This window comes from Pseudomonas sp. GW822-FHT06B12 (assembly GCF_058799675.1).
The window spans coordinates 850,559-868,768 of sequence record NZ_JBXALR010000001.1; the positions used below are offsets into that span (position 1 = coordinate 850,559).

The 18,210-nt window shown below is 59.9% G+C and carries 16 protein-coding genes, 1 tRNA gene and 2 riboswitches; of the genes, 14 read left to right on the forward strand and 3 right to left on the reverse strand.

What is annotated here, in order from left to right:
- Positions 1–4: 4 nt before the first annotated feature.
- From fdhE to AC1RKH_RS03935, 4 genes are all read left to right on the forward strand, one after another.
- Positions 5–931 carry a formate dehydrogenase accessory protein FdhE gene (gene fdhE / locus AC1RKH_RS03920; RefSeq protein ID WP_493061190.1) on the forward strand — a complete coding sequence of 309 codons (927 nt, stop codon included), beginning with the start codon at positions 5–7 and terminating at the stop codon, positions 929–931.
- Between the two features lie 86 nt (positions 932–1,017).
- The gene (gene selA, locus AC1RKH_RS03925) at positions 1,018–2,448 is read left to right on the forward strand and encodes an L-seryl-tRNA(Sec) selenium transferase (RefSeq protein WP_493061191.1); all 1,431 of its coding nucleotides are present in this window, start codon (positions 1,018–1,020) and stop codon (positions 2,446–2,448) included.
- The gene (gene selB / locus AC1RKH_RS03930) at positions 2,445–4,364 is read left to right on the forward strand and encodes a selenocysteine-specific translation elongation factor (RefSeq protein ID WP_493061192.1); all 1,920 of its coding nucleotides are present in this window, start codon (positions 2,445–2,447) and stop codon (positions 4,362–4,364) included. The genes selA and selB overlap by 4 nt, the downstream gene beginning before the upstream one ends.
- A 6-nt stretch (positions 4,365–4,370) precedes the next feature.
- A tRNA-Sec gene (locus AC1RKH_RS03935) sits at positions 4,371–4,466 on the forward strand.
- 22 nt (positions 4,467–4,488) lie between these two features.
- Here AC1RKH_RS03935 and AC1RKH_RS03940 read toward each other — a convergent pair.
- Positions 4,489–5,439, reverse strand: a complete 951-nt coding sequence (locus AC1RKH_RS03940) for a magnesium transporter (RefSeq protein WP_493061193.1) — start codon at positions 5,437–5,439, stop codon at positions 4,489–4,491.
- Between the two features lie 145 nt (positions 5,440–5,584).
- A riboswitch (M-box (ykoK) riboswitch) is annotated at positions 5,585–5,759 on the reverse strand.
- Between the two features lie 376 nt (positions 5,760–6,135).
- Positions 6,136–6,302: riboswitch (yybP-ykoY riboswitch) on the forward strand.
- A 10-nt stretch (positions 6,303–6,312) separates the two neighbouring features.
- On the opposite strand from AC1RKH_RS03940, the gene AC1RKH_RS03945 reads away from it, so the two are divergent.
- The gene (locus AC1RKH_RS03945) at positions 6,313–7,320 is read left to right on the forward strand and encodes a sodium:calcium antiporter (RefSeq protein WP_493061194.1); all 1,008 of its coding nucleotides are present in this window, start codon (positions 6,313–6,315) and stop codon (positions 7,318–7,320) included.
- 29 nt (positions 7,321–7,349) lie between these two features.
- Here AC1RKH_RS03945 and AC1RKH_RS03950 read toward each other — a convergent pair whose 3' ends face one another.
- Positions 7,350–8,009 carry an MliC family protein gene (locus tag AC1RKH_RS03950; protein ID WP_493061195.1) on the reverse strand — a complete coding sequence of 220 codons (660 nt, stop codon included), beginning with the start codon at positions 8,007–8,009 and terminating at the stop codon, positions 7,350–7,352.
- A 269-nt stretch (positions 8,010–8,278) separates the two neighbouring features.
- Here AC1RKH_RS03950 and AC1RKH_RS03955 point away from each other — a divergent pair, with 269 nt between their 5' ends.
- From AC1RKH_RS03955 to AC1RKH_RS03990, 8 genes are all read left to right on the forward strand, one after another.
- Positions 8,279–9,262, forward strand: coding sequence for a GlxA family transcriptional regulator (locus tag AC1RKH_RS03955; protein WP_493061382.1), 984 nt, complete (start codon positions 8,279–8,281; stop codon positions 9,260–9,262).
- Positions 9,263–9,460: 198 nt separating this feature from the next.
- Positions 9,461–10,441, forward strand: coding sequence for a quinone oxidoreductase family protein (locus AC1RKH_RS03960; RefSeq protein WP_493061196.1), 981 nt, complete (start codon positions 9,461–9,463; stop codon positions 10,439–10,441).
- 14 nt (positions 10,442–10,455) lie between these two features.
- On the forward strand, positions 10,456–11,304 hold the full coding sequence (locus tag AC1RKH_RS03965) for a TauD/TfdA dioxygenase family protein (protein WP_493061197.1): 849 nt from the start codon (positions 10,456–10,458) through the stop codon (positions 11,302–11,304).
- Positions 11,305–11,402: 98 nt separating this feature from the next.
- On the forward strand, positions 11,403–12,455 hold the full coding sequence (locus AC1RKH_RS03970; protein ID WP_493061198.1) for a beta-keto acid cleavage family enzyme: 1,053 nt from the start codon (positions 11,403–11,405) through the stop codon (positions 12,453–12,455).
- A gap of 92 nt (positions 12,456–12,547) precedes the next feature.
- On the forward strand, positions 12,548–13,879 hold the full coding sequence (locus AC1RKH_RS03975; RefSeq protein ID WP_493061199.1) for an MFS transporter: 1,332 nt from the start codon (positions 12,548–12,550) through the stop codon (positions 13,877–13,879).
- Complete coding sequence (locus tag AC1RKH_RS03980) at positions 13,876–14,541, forward strand: DsbA family oxidoreductase (RefSeq protein WP_493061200.1); 666 nt, start codon at positions 13,876–13,878, stop codon at positions 14,539–14,541. The genes AC1RKH_RS03975 and AC1RKH_RS03980 overlap by 4 nt, the downstream gene beginning before the upstream one ends.
- The gene (locus tag AC1RKH_RS03985; RefSeq protein ID WP_493061201.1) at positions 14,538–14,864 is read left to right on the forward strand and encodes a Rieske (2Fe-2S) protein; all 327 of its coding nucleotides are present in this window, start codon (positions 14,538–14,540) and stop codon (positions 14,862–14,864) included. Before AC1RKH_RS03980 ends, AC1RKH_RS03985 begins: the two co-directional genes overlap by 4 nt.
- Complete coding sequence (locus AC1RKH_RS03990) at positions 14,861–15,871, forward strand: YeiH family protein (RefSeq protein WP_493061202.1); 1,011 nt, start codon at positions 14,861–14,863, stop codon at positions 15,869–15,871. The genes AC1RKH_RS03985 and AC1RKH_RS03990 overlap by 4 nt, the downstream gene beginning before the upstream one ends.
- A gap of 260 nt (positions 15,872–16,131) precedes the next feature.
- Here the strand turns inward: AC1RKH_RS03990 and AC1RKH_RS03995 are convergent, their stop codons facing one another.
- Positions 16,132–17,184 carry an AraC family transcriptional regulator gene (locus AC1RKH_RS03995; RefSeq protein WP_123424649.1) on the reverse strand — a complete coding sequence of 351 codons (1,053 nt, stop codon included), beginning with the start codon at positions 17,182–17,184 and terminating at the stop codon, positions 16,132–16,134.
- Between the two features lie 353 nt (positions 17,185–17,537).
- On the opposite strand from AC1RKH_RS03995, the gene AC1RKH_RS04000 reads away from it, so the two are divergent.
- Entirely contained in the window at positions 17,538–18,104 is a 567-nt protein-coding gene (locus AC1RKH_RS04000; protein WP_493061203.1) for an RBBP9/YdeN family alpha/beta hydrolase, read from the forward strand.
- Positions 18,105–18,210: the final 106 nt, after the last annotated feature.

The following is an 18,210-nucleotide window of genomic DNA, read 5'->3' on the forward strand; positions in this document are numbered from 1 at the left end:
TGCCTTGAGCCTGATACTCGAGCCCGGCCAGATCGAAGCGTCGGCGAGCACGCCGCCGTTCCTGCGCCTGCCGCCGCACAACCTGTTCAGCTTGCGTGCAATTCGCCTGGAGCGATTGGCCAATGGGCATCCACTGGCCGATTACCTGCATCTGGTCGCCGGTCTGTGCCACCTCCAGCAGAGCCTGTTGGACGAGCCGCCGCTGACTCCGGCCCCGACTCCCGAGCGCCTGTTGCTGTGCCACGAGCATGGCTTGCCACCGTTGGCCGCCGACAGTCTGGTGCGCGAGGACGGCTGGCTGCCGTATCTGGAAACCTTACTGCGGCGTTACCAGGCACCGCCGCGATCTGCCGTGAAAAATGCCGTGGCAACCTTGCACAACGCCAGTGTCGGGCAGTGCAAAGTCTGGGCGATTGCCTTGCTCAGCGGCCAGTACGCGGGGCTGCCGGCGGCGCTGGTGCCGTTTCTCGGTGCGGCCTTGCAGGCGGCCTGGAGCCAATGGTTACTCAGCATGCCGACTGGCGAATTAAAGCCTTGCACCAGCCTCGGCCAATGCCCGGCTTGCGGTTCGCCGGCCATGGCCGGGGTGATTCACCAGCGCGGCAAATACAACGGGCTGCGTTACCTGGTGTGTTCGCTGTGTGCCTGCGAATGGCATGTGGTGCGGGTCAAATGCGTCTACTGCGAGCAGAGCAAAGGGCTCAAATACGTCAGCTTCGAGGATGACCGCCATACCGCCGATCAGGCACCGCTGCGGGCTGAAATCTGTCCCGGCTGCAACCGCTACCTGAAACTGCTCTACCTGGAAAATGACGCTGAAGCCGAAGCGCTCTCGGCGGACCTCGCGAGCTTGACGCTGGACATGCGCCTGGACCTGGAAGGCTACCAGCGCCTGGCACCGAACCTGATGCTGGCGCCTGGGGGAGATTGATCGCAGCGGCTACACTCAGGTTTCCGGGACCTGCGCCTGTTCAGTTGCGCTCCCGCGACGGTCAACCGTTTCAGGGAGCCTCCTTGATGCCCGCAAGACTCGCCAGCGTCCCCACGCATTTACCCTCCATCGACAGCCTGCTACGCAGCCCCGCCTGCCAACCGCTGGCCGAACGCTATGGCCGCGAGGCCTTGCTCGCCACCCTGCGGCAGTTGCTTGATGACTTGCGCGAACCGGTTCAACTGGGCCAGCTTGACGCCATTGAACTCACGGCTCAGGTATTGGCGGGGAGGGCTGGCGAACGCCTGGAAAACCAGCACCGCAGTCGGGTACGACGAGTGTTCAACCTCACCGGCACGGTGCTGCATACCAACCTCGGTCGGGCACTGTTGCCGGAGGAAGCGATCGAGGCAGTGCAACAGGCTGCCCGCTATCCGCTCAATCTGGAATTCGACCTGGAAAGTGGCAAGCGCGGTGATCGCGATGATCTGATCGAAGGCCTGGTACGCGAGCTGACCGGTGCCGAGGCGGTAACGGTGGTCAACAACAACGCTGCTGCCGTGTTGCTCGCGCTCAACAGCCTGGGTGCGCGCAAAGAGGGCATCATCTCCCGTGGCGAACTGATCGAAATCGGCGGTGCATTCCGCATCCCTGACATCATGGTTCGGGCCGGGGTCAAACTGCATGAAGTCGGCACCACCAACCGCACCCATGCCCGAGACTACGAAGCCGCCATTGGCACTCGCAGTGGTTTGTTGATGCGCGTACACACCAGCAATTACAGCATTCAAGGCTTTACGGCCCAGGTGCCGACCGCCGAACTGGCGCAACTGGCCCACCGGCATGGACTGCCACTGCTTGAAGATTTGGGCAGCGGCAGTCTGCTGGACCTGACTCGCTGGGGCCTGCCCGCCGAACCGACAGTACGCCAGGCGCTGACCGACGGGGCGGATATCGTCACCTTCAGCGGCGACAAGTTGCTGGGTGGTCCGCAGGCGGGATTGATCGTCGGTCGCAAGGATCTGATCACCCGGATCAAGAAGAACCCGCTCAAACGGGCCTTGCGCGTGGACAAACTGACCCTGGCTGCCCTCGAAGCCGTGCTGGGGCTGTACCGCGATCCCAACCGATTGGCCGAACGTCTGCCCAGTCTGCGTCTGCTCACCCGCCCGCAAGCCGATATCCTGGTTCAGGCCGAACGTCTGCGTCCGCTGCTGGCGCACGTGTTGGGCGGCGGCTGGGGGGTGGCCGCGTTACCTGCACTGGGGATGATCGGCAGCGGCAGCCAACCGGTGGCTCGGTTGCCAAGCGCTGCCTTATGCCTGCGCCCGCTGGTATCCAAACGCTTGCGGGGACGGCGATTGCATGGCCTGGAAGCCGCTTTGCGAGCCTTGCCCATTCCAGTGCTCGGTCGTATCGACGACGATGCCCTGTGGCTGGACCTGCGCCAACTGGACGACGAAGCGGCCTGGCTCGCTCAACTGAACCTGCTGCAAGGGGTGGGGGAGGCAAGGTGATCGTCGGCACCGCCGGACACATCGACCATGGAAAAACAGCGTTGCTCGCAGCCCTGACGGGGCAGGCCGGTGACCGGCGCCGGGAAGAACGCGAGCGCGGCATCACCATCGACCTGGGTTTTCTTTATGCACCGTTGGAACCCGGGGCGGACATGACCGGTTTTATCGACGTGCCCGGTCACGAGCGTTTCATCCACAACATGCTCGCTGGCGCTCAAGGCATCGACCTGGTGCTGCTGGTAGTGGCTGCCGATGACGGGGTCATGCCCCAGACCCGCGAGCATTTGGCAATCGTCGAGCTACTGGGCATCCCCCAGTTGCTGGTCGTGATCAGCAAATGTGACCGGGTCGAGCCCGACCGAGTGCAGTCGGTACACGCCCAGGTCGCCGCGTTGCTGGCGTCAGGGGCCTATAACGGCGCGCCGCAGTTCGCCGTGTCGAGCCTGACCGGGGAGGGCATTGAAGCGCTGCGCCAGGCATTGCTGGCCGCCCAGTGTGAGGTCCACCAGCGTAGCGCCAGTGGGGGATTCCGTCTGGCTATCGACCGCGCTTTCAGCGTCGCCGGCGCCGGTATTGTGGTCACCGGCACAGCGTTGGCCGGGCAGGTCAAGGTGGGCGATACACTCCTGTTGGGCAAGACAGGCAAGCCTGTGCGAGTGCGGAGTTTGCATGCGCAGAACCACGTCGTTGTCGAAGCCTGGGGCGGGCAGCGGGTGGCGTTGAACCTGAGTGCCGAGCGCCTGGCCCTGGAACAAATCCACCGTGGTGACTGGTTACTGGCCGAGTGGCTGTTCGCGCCCACGCAGCGCCTGGACATCGAGATGCAGTTGCTGATCAGCGAACCACGCGCTTTCGAACATTTCAGCCCGGTGCATGTGCATCTGGGCACTCAGGATGTCACCGCCCGGGTCGCATTACTGGAGGGCACACGCCTGGAACCGGGTGAACGGATGTTCGCGCAATTGTTGCTGAACACGCCGTTGCAGGCGGTGCATGGCGACCGCCTGGTTTTGCGCGACCAGAGCGCACGGCGCACCCTCGGCGGCGGGCGGGTGCTCGACCCGTTTGCACCGGCACGCCAGCGCCGCAGTCCGATCAGACTGATGCAGTTGCAAGCCCTGGCCGCCAGCGAAAGTCTGGAGCAAACACTGCCAGAACTGCTTGCCAACAGTGACGCCGGGCTCGACCCCTTGCGCCTGGAACGCCAGTTCAATCGCCTGCGCAGCACCTGGCAGTTGCCGGCAGATGTTCGTGTCGTTGCTACGCGCCAAGGTCCGTTATTGTTCAACACTGTCCGTTGGGAGGCGCTGAAAGTTTCGTTGCTGGAGCAACTGGCGCGCTTTCATCAGCTTGAACCGGACGAGTTGGGGCCAGACCGGGATCGCTTGCGCCGGTTCGCAGCCACGCCGCTGGACCGACCGACCTTCATCAGTCTGCTCGACGAACTGCTGTCCAGCGGCGCCATTGCCGCCAGTGGACCGTGGCTGCATTTGCCCGAACACCAGGTGCGACTGAGCGAAGAAGACGAGGCCCTGTGGCAACGCCTGCAGCCGCTGTTCGAACAGGCTGGCTTCGATCCACCCTGGGTGCGCAACCTGGCCAGCGCCGTTGGATGTGATGAAGCTGCCGTGCGCTTGCTGCTACGCAAGCTGGCGAGATCAGGGCTGGTTCATCAAGTTGTCCGTGACCTGTTTTACCTCGACGCTTCGGTGCGCGAATTGGCAGCTATGCTGTTGCAACTGGTCGCCGACAATCCGCTGATTCAGGCGGCGGCGTTTCGAGACAAGGTAGGGATCGGCCGCAAGCGCAGTATCCAGATACTCGAGTTCTTCGACCGGATCGGCTTGACCCGGAGGTTTGGCGACCAGCGTCGCATCCGTGCGGACAATGCTCTGGCACAGCGAACCGAGGACTGACTTCAAGGAAGGCAATCGCGTCCGGTGGCGCGGCCGGGCTTCAAACCCGGTTGGGGGCGGCAGCCGTTCCCGGGCAGGTTCGACTCCCGCTGCCTTCCGCCATTTAACAGAGGGTGGTTTCGGCTTAAACCGGCAGGTCAGTCATCACCAGTTTGGCAATGTTGAAATAGATGACCAGGCCGGTACCGTCGATAAAAGTAGCGATGAAGGGGGCCGAGACCACTGCCGGATCAATGCGCATCTTTCTTAACAGCATCGGGATGATGGATGAGACGATGGCGCTCCAGATGGTGATGGCGACCAGCGTCAGGCAGACCACCATGGCGATATCCGATCCCACCCCCAGCATCCACGCCCGGATCCAGGCCACGATGCCGATCGCCAGCGCGATCATGAAGGAGGTGGTCACTTCCTTGCGCAAAACCGTGCCGACATTTCGCAGGCTGACTTCGCCCAAGGCCATGGCGCGCACCAGGGTGGAGGTGATCTGCGTGCCACTGTTGCCGCCGGTGCCGATCAGTAAGGGAATGAAGAAGGCCAGGGCGATAGCGGCTTCGAGCTGCTCTTCGAATACTTGCAAAATGGTGCTGGTGTAGGCTTCAGCGAGAAACAGCAGCAGTAGCCAAGGCAAGCGCTTTTTCCACAAGCTCCACGGGCTGGTGCTGAGGTAGGGCGTTTCCAGCGGCAGGCTGGCGCCCTGACGTTGAGCATCGTCGGTGCCTTCGTCTTGAATCAGCACTGCGATTTCTTTCTCATACAGCACACCCAGCAGCCGGCCTTCGCTGACGACGGGGACGATGTCCACGCCTTTCTCGATCAGCTCGGGCACGATGTCGCGCCGCAGTTGATTCGGCGAAACCGAAAAGCGAATAGGCATCATCAGTTCGCGAACGCAAAGGTCCATGCTTTTTTCGGTGAGCAGTTTCTTGACCGACAGTTGGCCATGCACAGCGCTATGCGGATCAGTGACAAAGATGTGCGCCGGAATATCATCGTCCGGCAGTTGCTTGAGCAGATGTTCCCTCGCCTGGCTGACCGTCATGTTGCCGGTCACGGTGATGAGAAGAGGGCTCATATAAGACACCACTGTGTCTTTCAGGCGGATGTCCTTGAACGTGGAAGGGGTAGCGCTTGCAATTGACATTTGAGGTAGTCCCCGTAGCTGTTTTGACCACAAACAGTTCTCACATAGGGGCGTAAACCAGAGAAGAGAGTGCAGAAAGCGATCTCCACGTCTAAGTTTTGGCACTGTACAACGTATCCGGGCCACTGCGGCCGGAAGTCACTTGGGCTAAACCTTAATCCGATAGAGCCTGTCTTAACCTTGGGCGTCTCTCGACGTCGTCAGATCAGTGACCTGTGTTTGTACAGGAGCCTCGCCGAACGAGATACTGCAACATTAAATAAACCAGGGCGGGGCCGATCTGGAATCGGGCATCGCCGCTGTCAACACACTGTTTTTTTGATTAGCTCCTATATAAAAATTACCACTCAAGACTGTTGGGTAACCCCCAACGGATTATTTCCGGAACAAGAGTAAGAGGGATTGCGTTTGCTGTAACCCGCTCGATGGATAGTGTTCAGCGTTCATTCAGAAAATGATACTGAAGCGCTTTTTAGACATAAGACGTTACAAATATTTGTATCGAGCGCTTAAAGTACCGCCCGCTCTAGCTATATATGAGCCTGCAACAAAGTAATGAGGTCCTGAGTTCGAAGACTCGCAACTAAGCCGTTGACGCATGTGTACTTCATCTTTAGGATCGCCGTTCCCTTGGGGAGTAGCCGCCTTCGTTTCCGGAAGGGGTCACGTCAACATACTTGGCTCGCAAGCCATGGCGTGACCGGTCGTATGACTTGGCAAGACCATTGGTGAAGATACCTGTCTGTGGGTCGGACGCGGGTGTCTGAACCATTGGCTCTTGTGTCCGGCCCCTCAGGTTTCCTCATGCATTCAATGCCCATGACGTTTGCGTTGCTGTTGGGCTCCGCGGTTGTCATCTATCTGGCTTGTGAATACTTCGTCAATGGCGTCGAGTGGGTCGGTCGCAAACTTGCGGTCGGGCAGCAGGCCACGGGCTCCATTCTGGCGGCCTTCGGTACGGCGTTACCCGAAAGTGTGATCACGTTCATTGCCGTTGTGTTTGGCGACACGCCAGAGCAGAAGTCCCTCGGTGTCGGTGCTGCACTCGGCGGCCCTCTGGTCCTGGCTACAATCGCCTATGCGGTGGTCGGTGTGACGCTCTTGCTGTGTCGTCAGCGCTTGGCGAATACCGAGGCCATCCGTCAGGACTTCAAACGACTCAGCCGTGATCAAGGATGGTTCCTCACGATCTTTGTGGCGAAGATCGCGCTCGGTCTTGTCGTGTTCGTATACAAACCTTGGCTCGGTGTTCTTTTCCTGGCGGCCTATGCTGCGTATTTCTGGAAGGAAATGCGTGCTGAGCAGGATGAAGAAGAGCATGAGCTTGAACCCCTGAAGCTGTCGCCAGGCCAAGCGACTCCGTCGACGTCGGCGGCCGTGACTCAAACGCTTATCGCCTTGGCGGTTATCTTTGCTGCCTCTCACTTCTTTGTTGGACAACTCGACGCCCTGGGTCCAATGCTGGGTATTCACCCTCAACTGTTGGCCCTGTTGCTCAGCCCGATTGCTACCGAGTTACCCGAGACGCTGAATGCCATCATCTGGATTCGGCAGGGCAAGCATCGGCTGGCCTTGGCCAACATCAGTGGCGCCATGATGATTCAAGCCACAGTGCCCACTGCATTCGGTTTGTTCTTCACTCCCTGGGCGCTGGACAAGTCGCTGGTTTTGGCGGGGGTCATCACTCTGCTAGGTGTGGGCATCATGTTCCTGGCTTTCCGAAAGGGCATCATCTCGCGCGGGCTGTTGGCATCGATGGCCTTGCTATACATCCTCTTTGCAGTCCTTGTGAAGGTTCTTGATCTGACCTAAATGTGTATACCGTACCTGCGCCAGAGAAATCAGCTGGCCGGCTCGGCCGTACAACTCATTTCCCCTGAGCCGGGCTTCTGGAAGAGGACCACGTCGCCGTTTTGCCAGAAGCTGTAGTTCCCCTGGTAATCCTTGCCCGTGTAGTGGGTTCCCGAATCACTCTGCACCTGGCTCAGGGTGATCGAGCTGTTTGCCCATTTCAGGTACACCACACCAGGCTGCGTGCTAAAGAACGTGGCAGCAATCAGCGCGTTAATCCCGGTACAACGAAAAACCAGGGGGCCTTCGGTGAGTCTGTCTGGATCCTTGGTTCTCACAATTGCCGAGCCTTGGCGTAGCTGGTGCGCGCGCTCGGCATAACTTCGGATCGTGCACGCCTTGGGCGCAGGCGTGGAGGCACACTGATTGCGGGCCTCGATCCAGAACTGCTGGTCGATCATGACTTTGTCTGGACGCGATACTGAATGTTCATCCGTGAGCGCCAGGCGATAAAGACGCGTCAGTTCGATATCCATCTGCGCCAGTTGCGGATCGCGACAGATTAGCTTTTCGACGGATGCACTTGCCTTGGCGCAGTCGAAGCTGGTCTTGAAGAGTGGCGAAGGGGGTGCAGCATTTGCACAGGTGCTCGTCGCCGCGCACAGGCTGGCAGCGAGCAGACAGGTGAAAAGGGTCGTGAGCGTTTTCATGTTGGCTTCACCCAGATCATTACGTGATGCCCGGATTGCCGTGGGACCTATCGATCTGTTGAACAGTCATTCATTTGCATCGGGTGTATCGCAGTGTAAGTCAGTGCTCAAAACCTGCCACACCGGCTGGCGGCGGCCGGGTTTCAGCCCGTAGTACACTTTATACTCCGGCGGTTAGCATGACGCTTTATCAACGCACCAAACGACAGTGTCGTTAACGTAACCGAGTGGATCAAACATTGATCGAACGACGCCAATTTAGCGGAGGTATGAAGGGCAAGAATCTTCGCTATCTGAATGAAAACCCCAGCGAGATGCCTCAAATGGCTCGGACAGGATTTCTGCTGCTCGAGCATTTCTCGCTGCCTGCGTTTACCCAGGCACTGGATACGATAGTCACTGCGAATCTTCTACGGCCCGGGTTGTTCTCTTCCCGAACGTTCGGCTTGAATGACGGGGAAGTCGTCAGCGATCTGGGCCTGGTCATTCGGCCGGATGCACGCATCGATTCTTCAGCCATTCAAAACGTCGATCTGCTGGTCATTTGCGGCGGCTACAGGACAGAACTCAAGGCAACGGACGAGTTCATCCATGTGCTGAGAGCTGCCGCAGACCTCGGTGTCAGTCTGGCCGGGTTGTGGAATGGCGCATGGTTCCTGGGGAGGGCAGGATTGCTTGACGGTTACCGTTGCGCCATCCACCCCGAACATCGCCCCGCACTCGCGGAGTTCTGCAAGGCGACGCAGGTCAGCAGTGAGCCCTATATCATCGATAGAGACCGGCTTACTGCTTCCAGTCCCTCTGGGGCATTCCACATGGCGCTGGACTGGATCAAGGGATTACACGGTAAAGCCCTCGTCGAGGGGATTGAGGACATCCTGGCGTTCGAGGAGTCTCGTTATCGTCGTATAAAACCGGCTGAAAATATCTGTGTGAGCGCACCATTACGCGAGGTGGTGAAGCTGATGGATGCCAACCTCGAAGAGCCTTTGGAGTTGGAGCAGTTGGCGGTCTACGCTGGCCGTTCACGCAGACAACTCGAACGCCTGTTCAAGGAACAACTGGGAACGACGCCGCAACGGTATTACATGGAACTGCGTATCACCGAGGCGCGCCGACTGCTGCAGCACACAGAGCTATCCCAGGTAGACGTGTTGGTTGCTTGTGGCTTTGTATCCCCCAGTCACTTCAGCAAGTGCTATAGCTCGTACTTCGGATACAGGCCCTCCAAGGAAACGCGACTCGTCAAATAAAGACTTTTTTCGAGTCTGCGCACGCCCCCTTGAATTCTTCCGCTGAGAATCTGTTTGCGAATCTGCAAGCGGGTAGCTGTCACGAAATGAAAAGCCATTGTCGTCTGATGAGAAGCGGCCCGCCAGACTGCGTCCTACAGTCCAATCAGCGCAAATCGACGCAGCACGCCAACCTTGCAGAATGGAGAATAAGAAAACATGGCCAACGCCGTACGCTTCTACGAAACCGGTGGTCCCGACGTTCTTCGTTATGAAGAGGTCGAAGTCGGCGAACCCGGTCCAGGCCAGGTCCGTCTTCGTCATGTGGCGGTCGGCCTGAACTATGCCGACACCTACTTTCGCAATGGCACCTACCCGATCCCGATGCCTAACGGCATGGGGGTTGAGGCCTCCGGTGTGGTCCAGGCAGTCGGTGAGGGGGTAACCAACGTACAAGTGGGTGATCGCGTCACCTACACCGGGTTTCTCAATACGCTGGGTGCCTACAGCACTGAGCGTCTGATTCCGGCCGCGCCGCTGATCAAGCTGCCGGAAACCATCAGTTTCGAGACGGCCGCGGCCATGACCATGCGCGGCCTGACGTCGGCGTACCTGATGCGGCGCATTTACGATTTCAAGGCCGGCGACAGCATTCTGCTGCACGCCGCCGCCGGTGGTGTGGGCCTGATCGTTTCGCAGTGGGCCAAGCTGCTCGGCCTGACGGTCATCGGCACCGTGTCCACCGAGCTCAAGGGCGAAATCGCCCGGGCCCATGGCTGCGATCATGTCATCAATTACAGCCATGAAGACGTCGCCCAGCGCGTTCGCGAATTGACGGACGGCGTCGGTGTCAACGTGGTGTTCGACAGTGTCGGCAAGAACACCTTCATGGGCTCCCTGGATTCGCTCAAGCGCCGCGGCCTGATGGTTTGCGTCGGCACGGCGTCCGGCCCGATCCCGGCTTTCGATCCGGTACTGCTGGCGATGAAAGGCTCGCTGTTCATGACCCGCCCGGCCTTGGCCGATTACATCGCCGACCCGCTGGAAAAAACTGCTCTGGCGGACGAGTTGTTTGGCCTCGTCGGCAGCGGTCGGATCAAGATCGAGATCAACCAGCACTATGCGTTGCAAGATGCCGTGCAGGCCCATCGCGACCTGGAATCACGCAAGACCACGGGTTCATCGATTTTCGTTATCTAACGGAGCCGCCTGCCATGAAAGTCGAACAATTGACCTGCAGCATTGGCGCGGAACTGCTCGGCGTGAACCTCGCCGACGCGATCCACGACAATGGTCTTTTTGCCGAGATTCGTGCTCAGCTACTCAAGCATCGGGTGGTGTTCCTGCGCGATCAGGATATCACTCGCGCCGAGCACGTGGCATTCGCCCGCCGTTTCGGCGAGCTGGAGGATCATCCGGTGGCTGGCAGCGATCCGGATCATCCGGGCCTGGTGCGCATCTACAAGAGTCCGGACCAGCCGATTGACCGCTACGAAAATGCCTGGCACACCGATGCTACCTGGCGCGAAGCACCGCCGATGGGCTGTGTGCTGCGTTGCGTGGAATGCCCGCCCGTGGGCGGCGACACCATGTGGGCCAACATGGTGGAAGCCTACGCACGCTTGCCGGATGACGTGAAGTCGAAGATTGCCGACCTGCGCGCCCGCCACAGTATCGAAGCAAGCTTTGGTGCCGCCATGCCGATCGAAAAGCGTCTGGCACTCAAGGCGATGTACCCGGATGCCGAGCACCCGGTGGTGCGCACCCATCCGGAAACCGCTGAAAAGGTACTGTTCGTCAATGCCTTTACCACCCACTTGAGTAACTACCACACCCCCCAGCGGGTACGTTTTGGCCAGGACGCCAACCCTGGCGCGAGTGAGCTGCTGCGCTACCTGATCAGCCAGGCCTATATCCCCGAGTATCAGGTGCGCTGGCGCTGGAAACCCAACAGCATCGCCATCTGGGACAACCGCAGTACCCAGCACTACGCCGTCATGGATTACCCGCCGTGCCATCGCAAGATGGAGCGTGCCGGGATCATCGGCGACAAGACTTACTGATCGACCGCAACTGCATTCGCACCCGCACTCGCACCTGCATACAGGCTTACCCGGCACGACCCCATGTGGGCGGACAACCATAATAATAGGAGTAACTCATGCAATTCTTCGACGATTCCCTGCACCCGGAAAATATGGAAAAGGTGGTCATCACCGTGGCCCCGTATGGCCCTGAGTGGATGCCGGAAGACTTTCCCGAAGACATCCCGTTGACCATGGATGAGCAAGTACAGAAGGCGGTCGATTGCTATGAAGCCGGGGCTACCGTATTGCACTTGCATGTGCGCGAACTGGACGGCAAGGGTTCCAAGCGTCTGTCCAAATTCAATGAGTTGATTGCCGGTGTGCGTGAGGCCGTGCCGGACATGATCATCCAGGTCGGTGGTTCGATTTCCTTCGCCCCCGAAAGCGATGGCGAAGCCGCCAAGTGGCTGTCTGACGATACGCGCCACATGCTGGCCGAGCTGACGCCAAAACCCGATCAGGTCACGGTGGCGATCAACACCACCCAGATGAACATCATGGAGCTGCTCTATCCGGAATACCTGGAAGGCACTTCCCTGGCTAACCCGGCCTATCAGGCTGCCTACAGCGAGATGACCGTGCCGGCGGGCCCGGCCTGGGTCGCGGAGCACCTGCGTCGGCTGATGGCGGCGGGTGTGCAGCCGCATTTCCAGCTGACCGGCATGCATGCCATGGAAACCCTTGAGCGCCTGGTGCGCAAAGGCGTGTACATGGGACCGTTGAACCTGACCTGGATCGGCATCGGCGGCGGCTTCGATGGCCCCAATCCGTTCAACTTCTTCAACTTTGTCCACCGCGCTCCGGACGGCTGTACCCTGACCGCCGAATCGCTGCTGAAGAACGTGCTGCCGTTCAATGTCATGGCAATGGCCATGGGGATGCATCCACGGGTGGGCATTGAAGACACGATTATCGATCACAAAGGTGAGCGTTTTAGCTCGGTGCAGCAGATCGAGCAAACCGTGCGCGTAGCCCATGAGCTGGGTCGCGAAATCGCCACCGGTAAAGAAGCCCGTGAAATTTACCGCATCGGTGTGCAGTACCAGAGTATCGATGAAACCCTGTTGGCCAACGGCATGGCCCCCAACCGCAAGGCCGGCCAGAAAGGTGTGCCGCAACGCGACTGATCAGTAGCGGGGCGGGAGGTCGACGGCTTCCCGCTCGCTGCATTGCAACACGCTCGATAACAATAAATACAACAATGTTTCGAGGAGGCTGCATGGCCTTTCACCCAATCGCCGCAGACGATGACGACGCCAGTGGTGTCGGTATTGCGCGCAAATATGCCTGGATCGTCTTCGCACTGACGTTCGGCCTGTTGATTTCCGATTACATGTCGCGTCAGGTGCTGAACGCGGTGTTCCCGATGCTCAAGGGCGAGTGGGCACTGAGCGACGGCCAGCTCGGGTTGCTCAGTGGCATTGTCGCCTTGATGGTTGGCCTGCTGACATTCCCTCTGTCATTGATGGCGGATCGCTTTGGACGAGTAAAAAGTCTGGCGCTGATGGCACTGCTGTGGAGTCTGGCCACTCTGGGTTGCGCCTTGGCGCAGGACTACCCGCAGATGTTTATTGCCCGCTTCATGGTGGGTGTCGGTGAGGCGGCCTATGGCAGTGTCGGGATCGCGGTGGTGATTTCGGTCTTTCCCAAACATATGCGCGCAACCCTGGCCAGCGCCTTCATGGCGGGCGGCATGTTCGGTTCAGTACTGGGAATGGCGTTAGGCGGTGTCATCGCTGCCAAGCTGGGTTGGCGCTGGTCGTTCGCTGGCATGGCGCTTTTCGGCCTGCTACTGGCCGTGCTTTACCCGATCATCGTCAAGGAGGCGCGTATCGCCCCCCAACGCGCAGCCCTCACCGCAAACAAGGCAGTTGCAGCGGTCAAGCGCCCATTACGCACGCTGTGTTCCAGCCGTTCAGTGGTTGCGGCCTATATCGGCAGTGGCTTGCAACTGTTCGTTGGCGGCACCGTAATTGTGTGGATGCCCAGCTACCTCAATCGATATTACGACATGGGTACGGACAAGGCGGGCGGTGTCGCGGCGATCATCGTGCTGTGCAGCGGAGCGGGAATGATTCTGTGCGGCATGCTCAGCGACCGCATGTGTCGCGACTCACCGGAACGCAAGGTCGCTCTGGCCATCGCGTTTTGCCTGGGCAGTTGCCTGCTGCTGTCGGCGGCGTTCGCCTTGCCGGCGGGGCCAGCGCAACTGGTGCTGATCTGTCTGGGCATGCTGATTGCCGCCGGCACCACCGGACCTGCCGGAGCGATGGTTGCCAACCTGACTCATTATTCAGTCCACGGCACTGCCTTCGCCACGCTGACCCTGGCCAACAACATGCTTGGGTTGGCCCCGGGGCCGTTCATCACCGGCAAGGTGTCCGACCTCATCGGCTTGCATGCTGCTTTTCAATGGGTGCCGCTGGTCAGCATCGCGGCAGCGGCGGTGTTCTTTTATGCCAAGTGTCATTACCACAAAGATATCGCCCGCCTTGCGGGCGAGCGTGTCAACGAGTCGGTGAGCGAAGCCGTGTTAGAGGTGAAGGTGTGAGTGGTCGTTTACGTATTGATGTGTTCTTCGATTTCATCTGCCCGTGGTGCCTGATCGGTAAGCGCCAACTGGAACGTGCGCAGGATTTGCTGCGCATCCAGCAACCGGATGTGCAAATCACCACGGTGTGGCACGGGGTGCAGTTGTTGCCACAACTGCCGGTACAGGGCGAGCCCTTTGCCGAGTTTTATCGCAAGCGCCTGGGCAGTGCCGAAGCGGTGAGTCTGCGCCAGGCTCAGGTGCAGCAAGCCGCGATGGCGGTGGGGGTGCCCATCGACCTGAGCCGCATCGCCACCATGCCCAATACCGCTGATGCCCATCGCTTGCTGGAGCGTGCCGCTGTGCTGGGCAGTACGTCACAGCGTGATGTCTTGCTTGAACGTCTGTTCGCTGCCTACTTCCAGTACGGCGAGGACCTGGGTTGTCATGAGACCTTGATCGCCATCGCCCAGGCGTGTGGCTTCGACGCTGATGCCATGGCCTCCGTTCTGCAAGGTGACGGAGATCCTTACGTCGGCAACGAGGCAGGAGCTGGCAGCGGTGTGCCGTGTTTTCAATTCGACCGTCGCCTGACGGTGGTAGGCGCGCAGCCTGCCGAGGAACTGCTTGGCGCCATGGGCGAAGCCTTGCTCGATAGCCATCGCGCGCGGCTACCGGCATGAGTCGGCGTGTCCCCGTGCCTGCCGGAAAACTCCCGCGGGCGGGAGGCCGTGCGCTGGTTGAATTCGAGGGCAAAAGCCTGGCGTTGTTCAACGTCGAGGGCGATCTGTTTGCCATCGACGACGGTTGCCCGCATCAGGGTGCCTCGCTGTGTGGCGGGCGTCTTGAGGGGCGGGTGATTCAATGCTGCGCCCATGGCCTGCGCTTCGATCTGCGCAGCGGCTACTTGCTCAATTCAACTCAACTCAAAGTCGCCAACTACCCGGTCGAGGTCGTCGACGGCCAGGCATTCATCGTCGTTGTTTCTGAGGAGTCCGTGCCATGAGCACCATCGCTCTCACCCGTATCCATAGCCGAACGCGCGAATTGGCGCCGGGTTTCATCGTCAGCCTGATTGTGGCGGCGGCAGCCTCCTTTCTGTCCGAGCATTATGGTGCGCCGGTGATGCTGTTCGCCTTGCTGCTGGGCATGGCGCTCAACTTCCTGGCCAGTGACGGCGCGTGCAAGGCCGGCATCGAGTTCACCGCCCGCACCGTGTTGCGCATTGGCGTGGCGCTGCTGGGCATGCGCATTACCCTCGAACAGATTGCCGCCCTTGGCTGGAAGCCAGTGGCCTTGGTGGTGATTCTGGTGGTGGTGACGATTGGCGTCTCGGTGGTCGCGGCCAAGGCGCTGGGTTTTCAGCGTTTGTTCGGCATGCTCACCGGTGGGGCAACCGCGATCTGTGGCGCCTCGGCCGCGCTGGCGCTAGCGGCGGCGTTGCCCAATCATCCGCAGAAAGAGCGTGCCACGCTGTTCACCGTCATTGGGGTGTCGGCACTGTCGACCACGGCGATGATCCTGTATCCGATGATTGCCAACTGGCTGTCGTTGTCACCAGAAATGGCAGGGATGTTCCTCGGCGGCACCATCCACGATGTCGCTCAGGTAGTCGGTGCCGGTTACAGCCTATCGACCGAGACCGGTGACATAGCCACGGTGGTCAAGCTGATGCGGGTCGCCATGCTGCTGCCGGTGATCCTCTGCGCCACCCTGATCACCCGTATGCAGGGCGCCGACACGGCGGGCAAACGACCGCCGCTGCTACCGTGGTTCGCCGTCGGTTTTCTGATTCTGGCCTGTATCAACAGCACCGGTTGGGTCGCTCCAGTGGTACAGGGCTCGGTCAACGAACTGTCGCGCTGGTGCCTGGTGGTTTCCATCAGCGCCTTGGGAATGAAGACTCAACTCAAGGAGCTGGCCGCAGTCGGCATCAAGCCCATCCTGCTGATGGTAGGGGAGACGGTGTTCCTCGCCATCCTGGTGCTGTTGTTGCTGCACTGGGGTTTCTAAGCCCGGCTATGCCTCACTGCTGTTCAGTTGAAAGTGGCGAGGGAGCTTGCTCCCGCTGGGGTGCGAAGCGCCCCCAACAAGACGACTGCGGTTTTTCAGAAAGTATGCGGCGAATGTTTTGGGGCTGCTTCGCACCCCAGCGGGAGCAAGCTCCCTCGCCACAGGACTCTCGGCCGGTGTCACAAACACCGGTTCTTTTGCGGCGACTGTACCAGCAGTCGCCGTTTTTTTTTGCAATCCCTGCGTCTATCTCAATCGGTTCAGGGTTCGGTTGAGCCGGGGAGGGTGGTTGGGGCCATCGGTGCTTTGATGGCCTGTTTTTGTGCGCTGCGCCACGCGGCGGGAGGCATGCCGAACTGGGAGATGAACCAGCGTGTGAAGGAACTCGCCATGGAGTAACCGAGCATGTCGGCGATCCGGCCCAGCGAGTAATTCGGGTTTTCCAGGTAACGCAGTACCAGATCGCGGCGCACATCGTTGATCAGGTCGTTGAAGGCGCAGCCATCGTCTTTGAGGCGGCGCTGTAGCGTCCGAACGTTCATGCCCTGGGTCTGGGCGATCTGCTCGATGGTGGCGCGTCCCATCGGCAACAGCAGGTAGATGGCTTTGCGCACCTCGAACAGCATCGACGGTCCTTCGTGGCTCAGCAGTGAGTCGAGGTAACTCTGGGCGTAGCGAGCCATGGCCGGATCGGCATGGGGGTTGGTCATGTCGAGGCTGGCATCGGAACAGACAATGCCATTGAACTCGCTGCCGAACTCCAGAGTGCAACCGAACAGGCGACGATGCAGTTGCAGGTTGTCGGGGGCCTGATGCGTGAAGTTGACGCTGTAGGGGTGCCAGTGTGTGCCAAGCAAGGCGGCGCACAGGCGGAACATGACCCCGATTGCCAGCTCAGTGGCTTGTCGGCAGGGCATCGGTGATTCGGTGACCACCTCCTCGCGAATGATCACCATCTTGCCGGCCTCTTCAATGAAGATGGCCAGCGAATCGTTCATCAAATGACGGTAATGCACCACGACCTGCAAAGCATCACGCAGCGTACGCTGGTGACTGAGCAGCAGGCTGACCACACCGAAGTCCGAGAGCTGACGCGACTCGGCCATGCTCAGGCCGAAGCTCTGACAGCCGCTGGCGGTAGCCGACTCTTCCAGCAAGCGCACGGCGGCATCGATGGGAATCCGGTGTTCAGGGGCTTGCAACTGGGCCTTGCTCAGGCCGACGGCCGCCAGTAAATCGCGTGGGTTGAACCCCAGGTACTGAGTGACCTCCAGGTAGTTGGTCAAGACGGCGGCGCGAACAAGCTTGGTCATGCGAAGGTCTTTCCTGGGCAGATTCCGATGGAAATGAGCGTGGCGACTATATCCAGCACATCATCAATTGAACAGTTGTGACGTCATCGATGATGTTCCTGCGGATCTGTCGGGACTCACCACCGACTTATGGATCAATTGACGCTCACCCGTTGATTACAGCGGCCTTGAGCGGGCCTGTCGGTTTTTTGAGCAGTGGTCGCGCCACTCCAACGCCTGGAAATCTGTCATCAAAAGAAAAGTGACTGACGTCCAATGAAAAGCGCCTCGGGTGGGCGCTCTTTAATGTCGGTACTACAAAAAGCTTCTGGCGATAGAGCCGGTCGAGTCATCGAGAAAGCGAAGGTGTTGAAGTGGACAAACTGCAAACTGCCGCAACCGTTCTGATCGTACCGGGCCTGCGCGAGCATGTTGCCGAGCATTGGCAGACGTTGCTTGTGGCCAGGCTGAGCAAGGTGCGCAGTGTGCCGCCGCTTGAAACCGACAAGCTCGACTGCGGCGCCCGGGTCCGGGCGATTCAGCACGAACTGGAGCAGATCGAAGGGCCAGTGATTCTGGTGGCCCACAGTGCCGGCGTGTTGATGGTCGCGCACTGGGCTGCGCGGCACAGTCGTCCGATCAAGGGCGCACTGCTGGCCGCGCCACCGGATCTCGATGCCGATTGGCCGCAAGGCTACCCATCCGCCCAAACCCTGCGTACCCAGGGTTGGAATCCTCTACCCCAAGGCCCGCTGCCGTTCCGCAGCCTGGTGGCCGCCAGCACCAACGATCACCTTGCCAGCCTGGATGCCGTCACTCGCATGGCTAAAGGCTGGGGTGCCGAACTGCTCAATCTGGGCGCGGTGGGTCATCTCAATCCGGTTGCGGGTTATGGCCGCTGGCCACAAGCCGAAGCATTCATCCTCGAGTTGGACCGCTAGTTCAGGAGCCGGCTGGCCGCTAGCCATCCGGCAATTGCCCTCATTCCTGAAAAACGCAAACCCCTGGAACAAGGGGTTGCGTGAGGGCGGCTGCGCTTAAAACAAA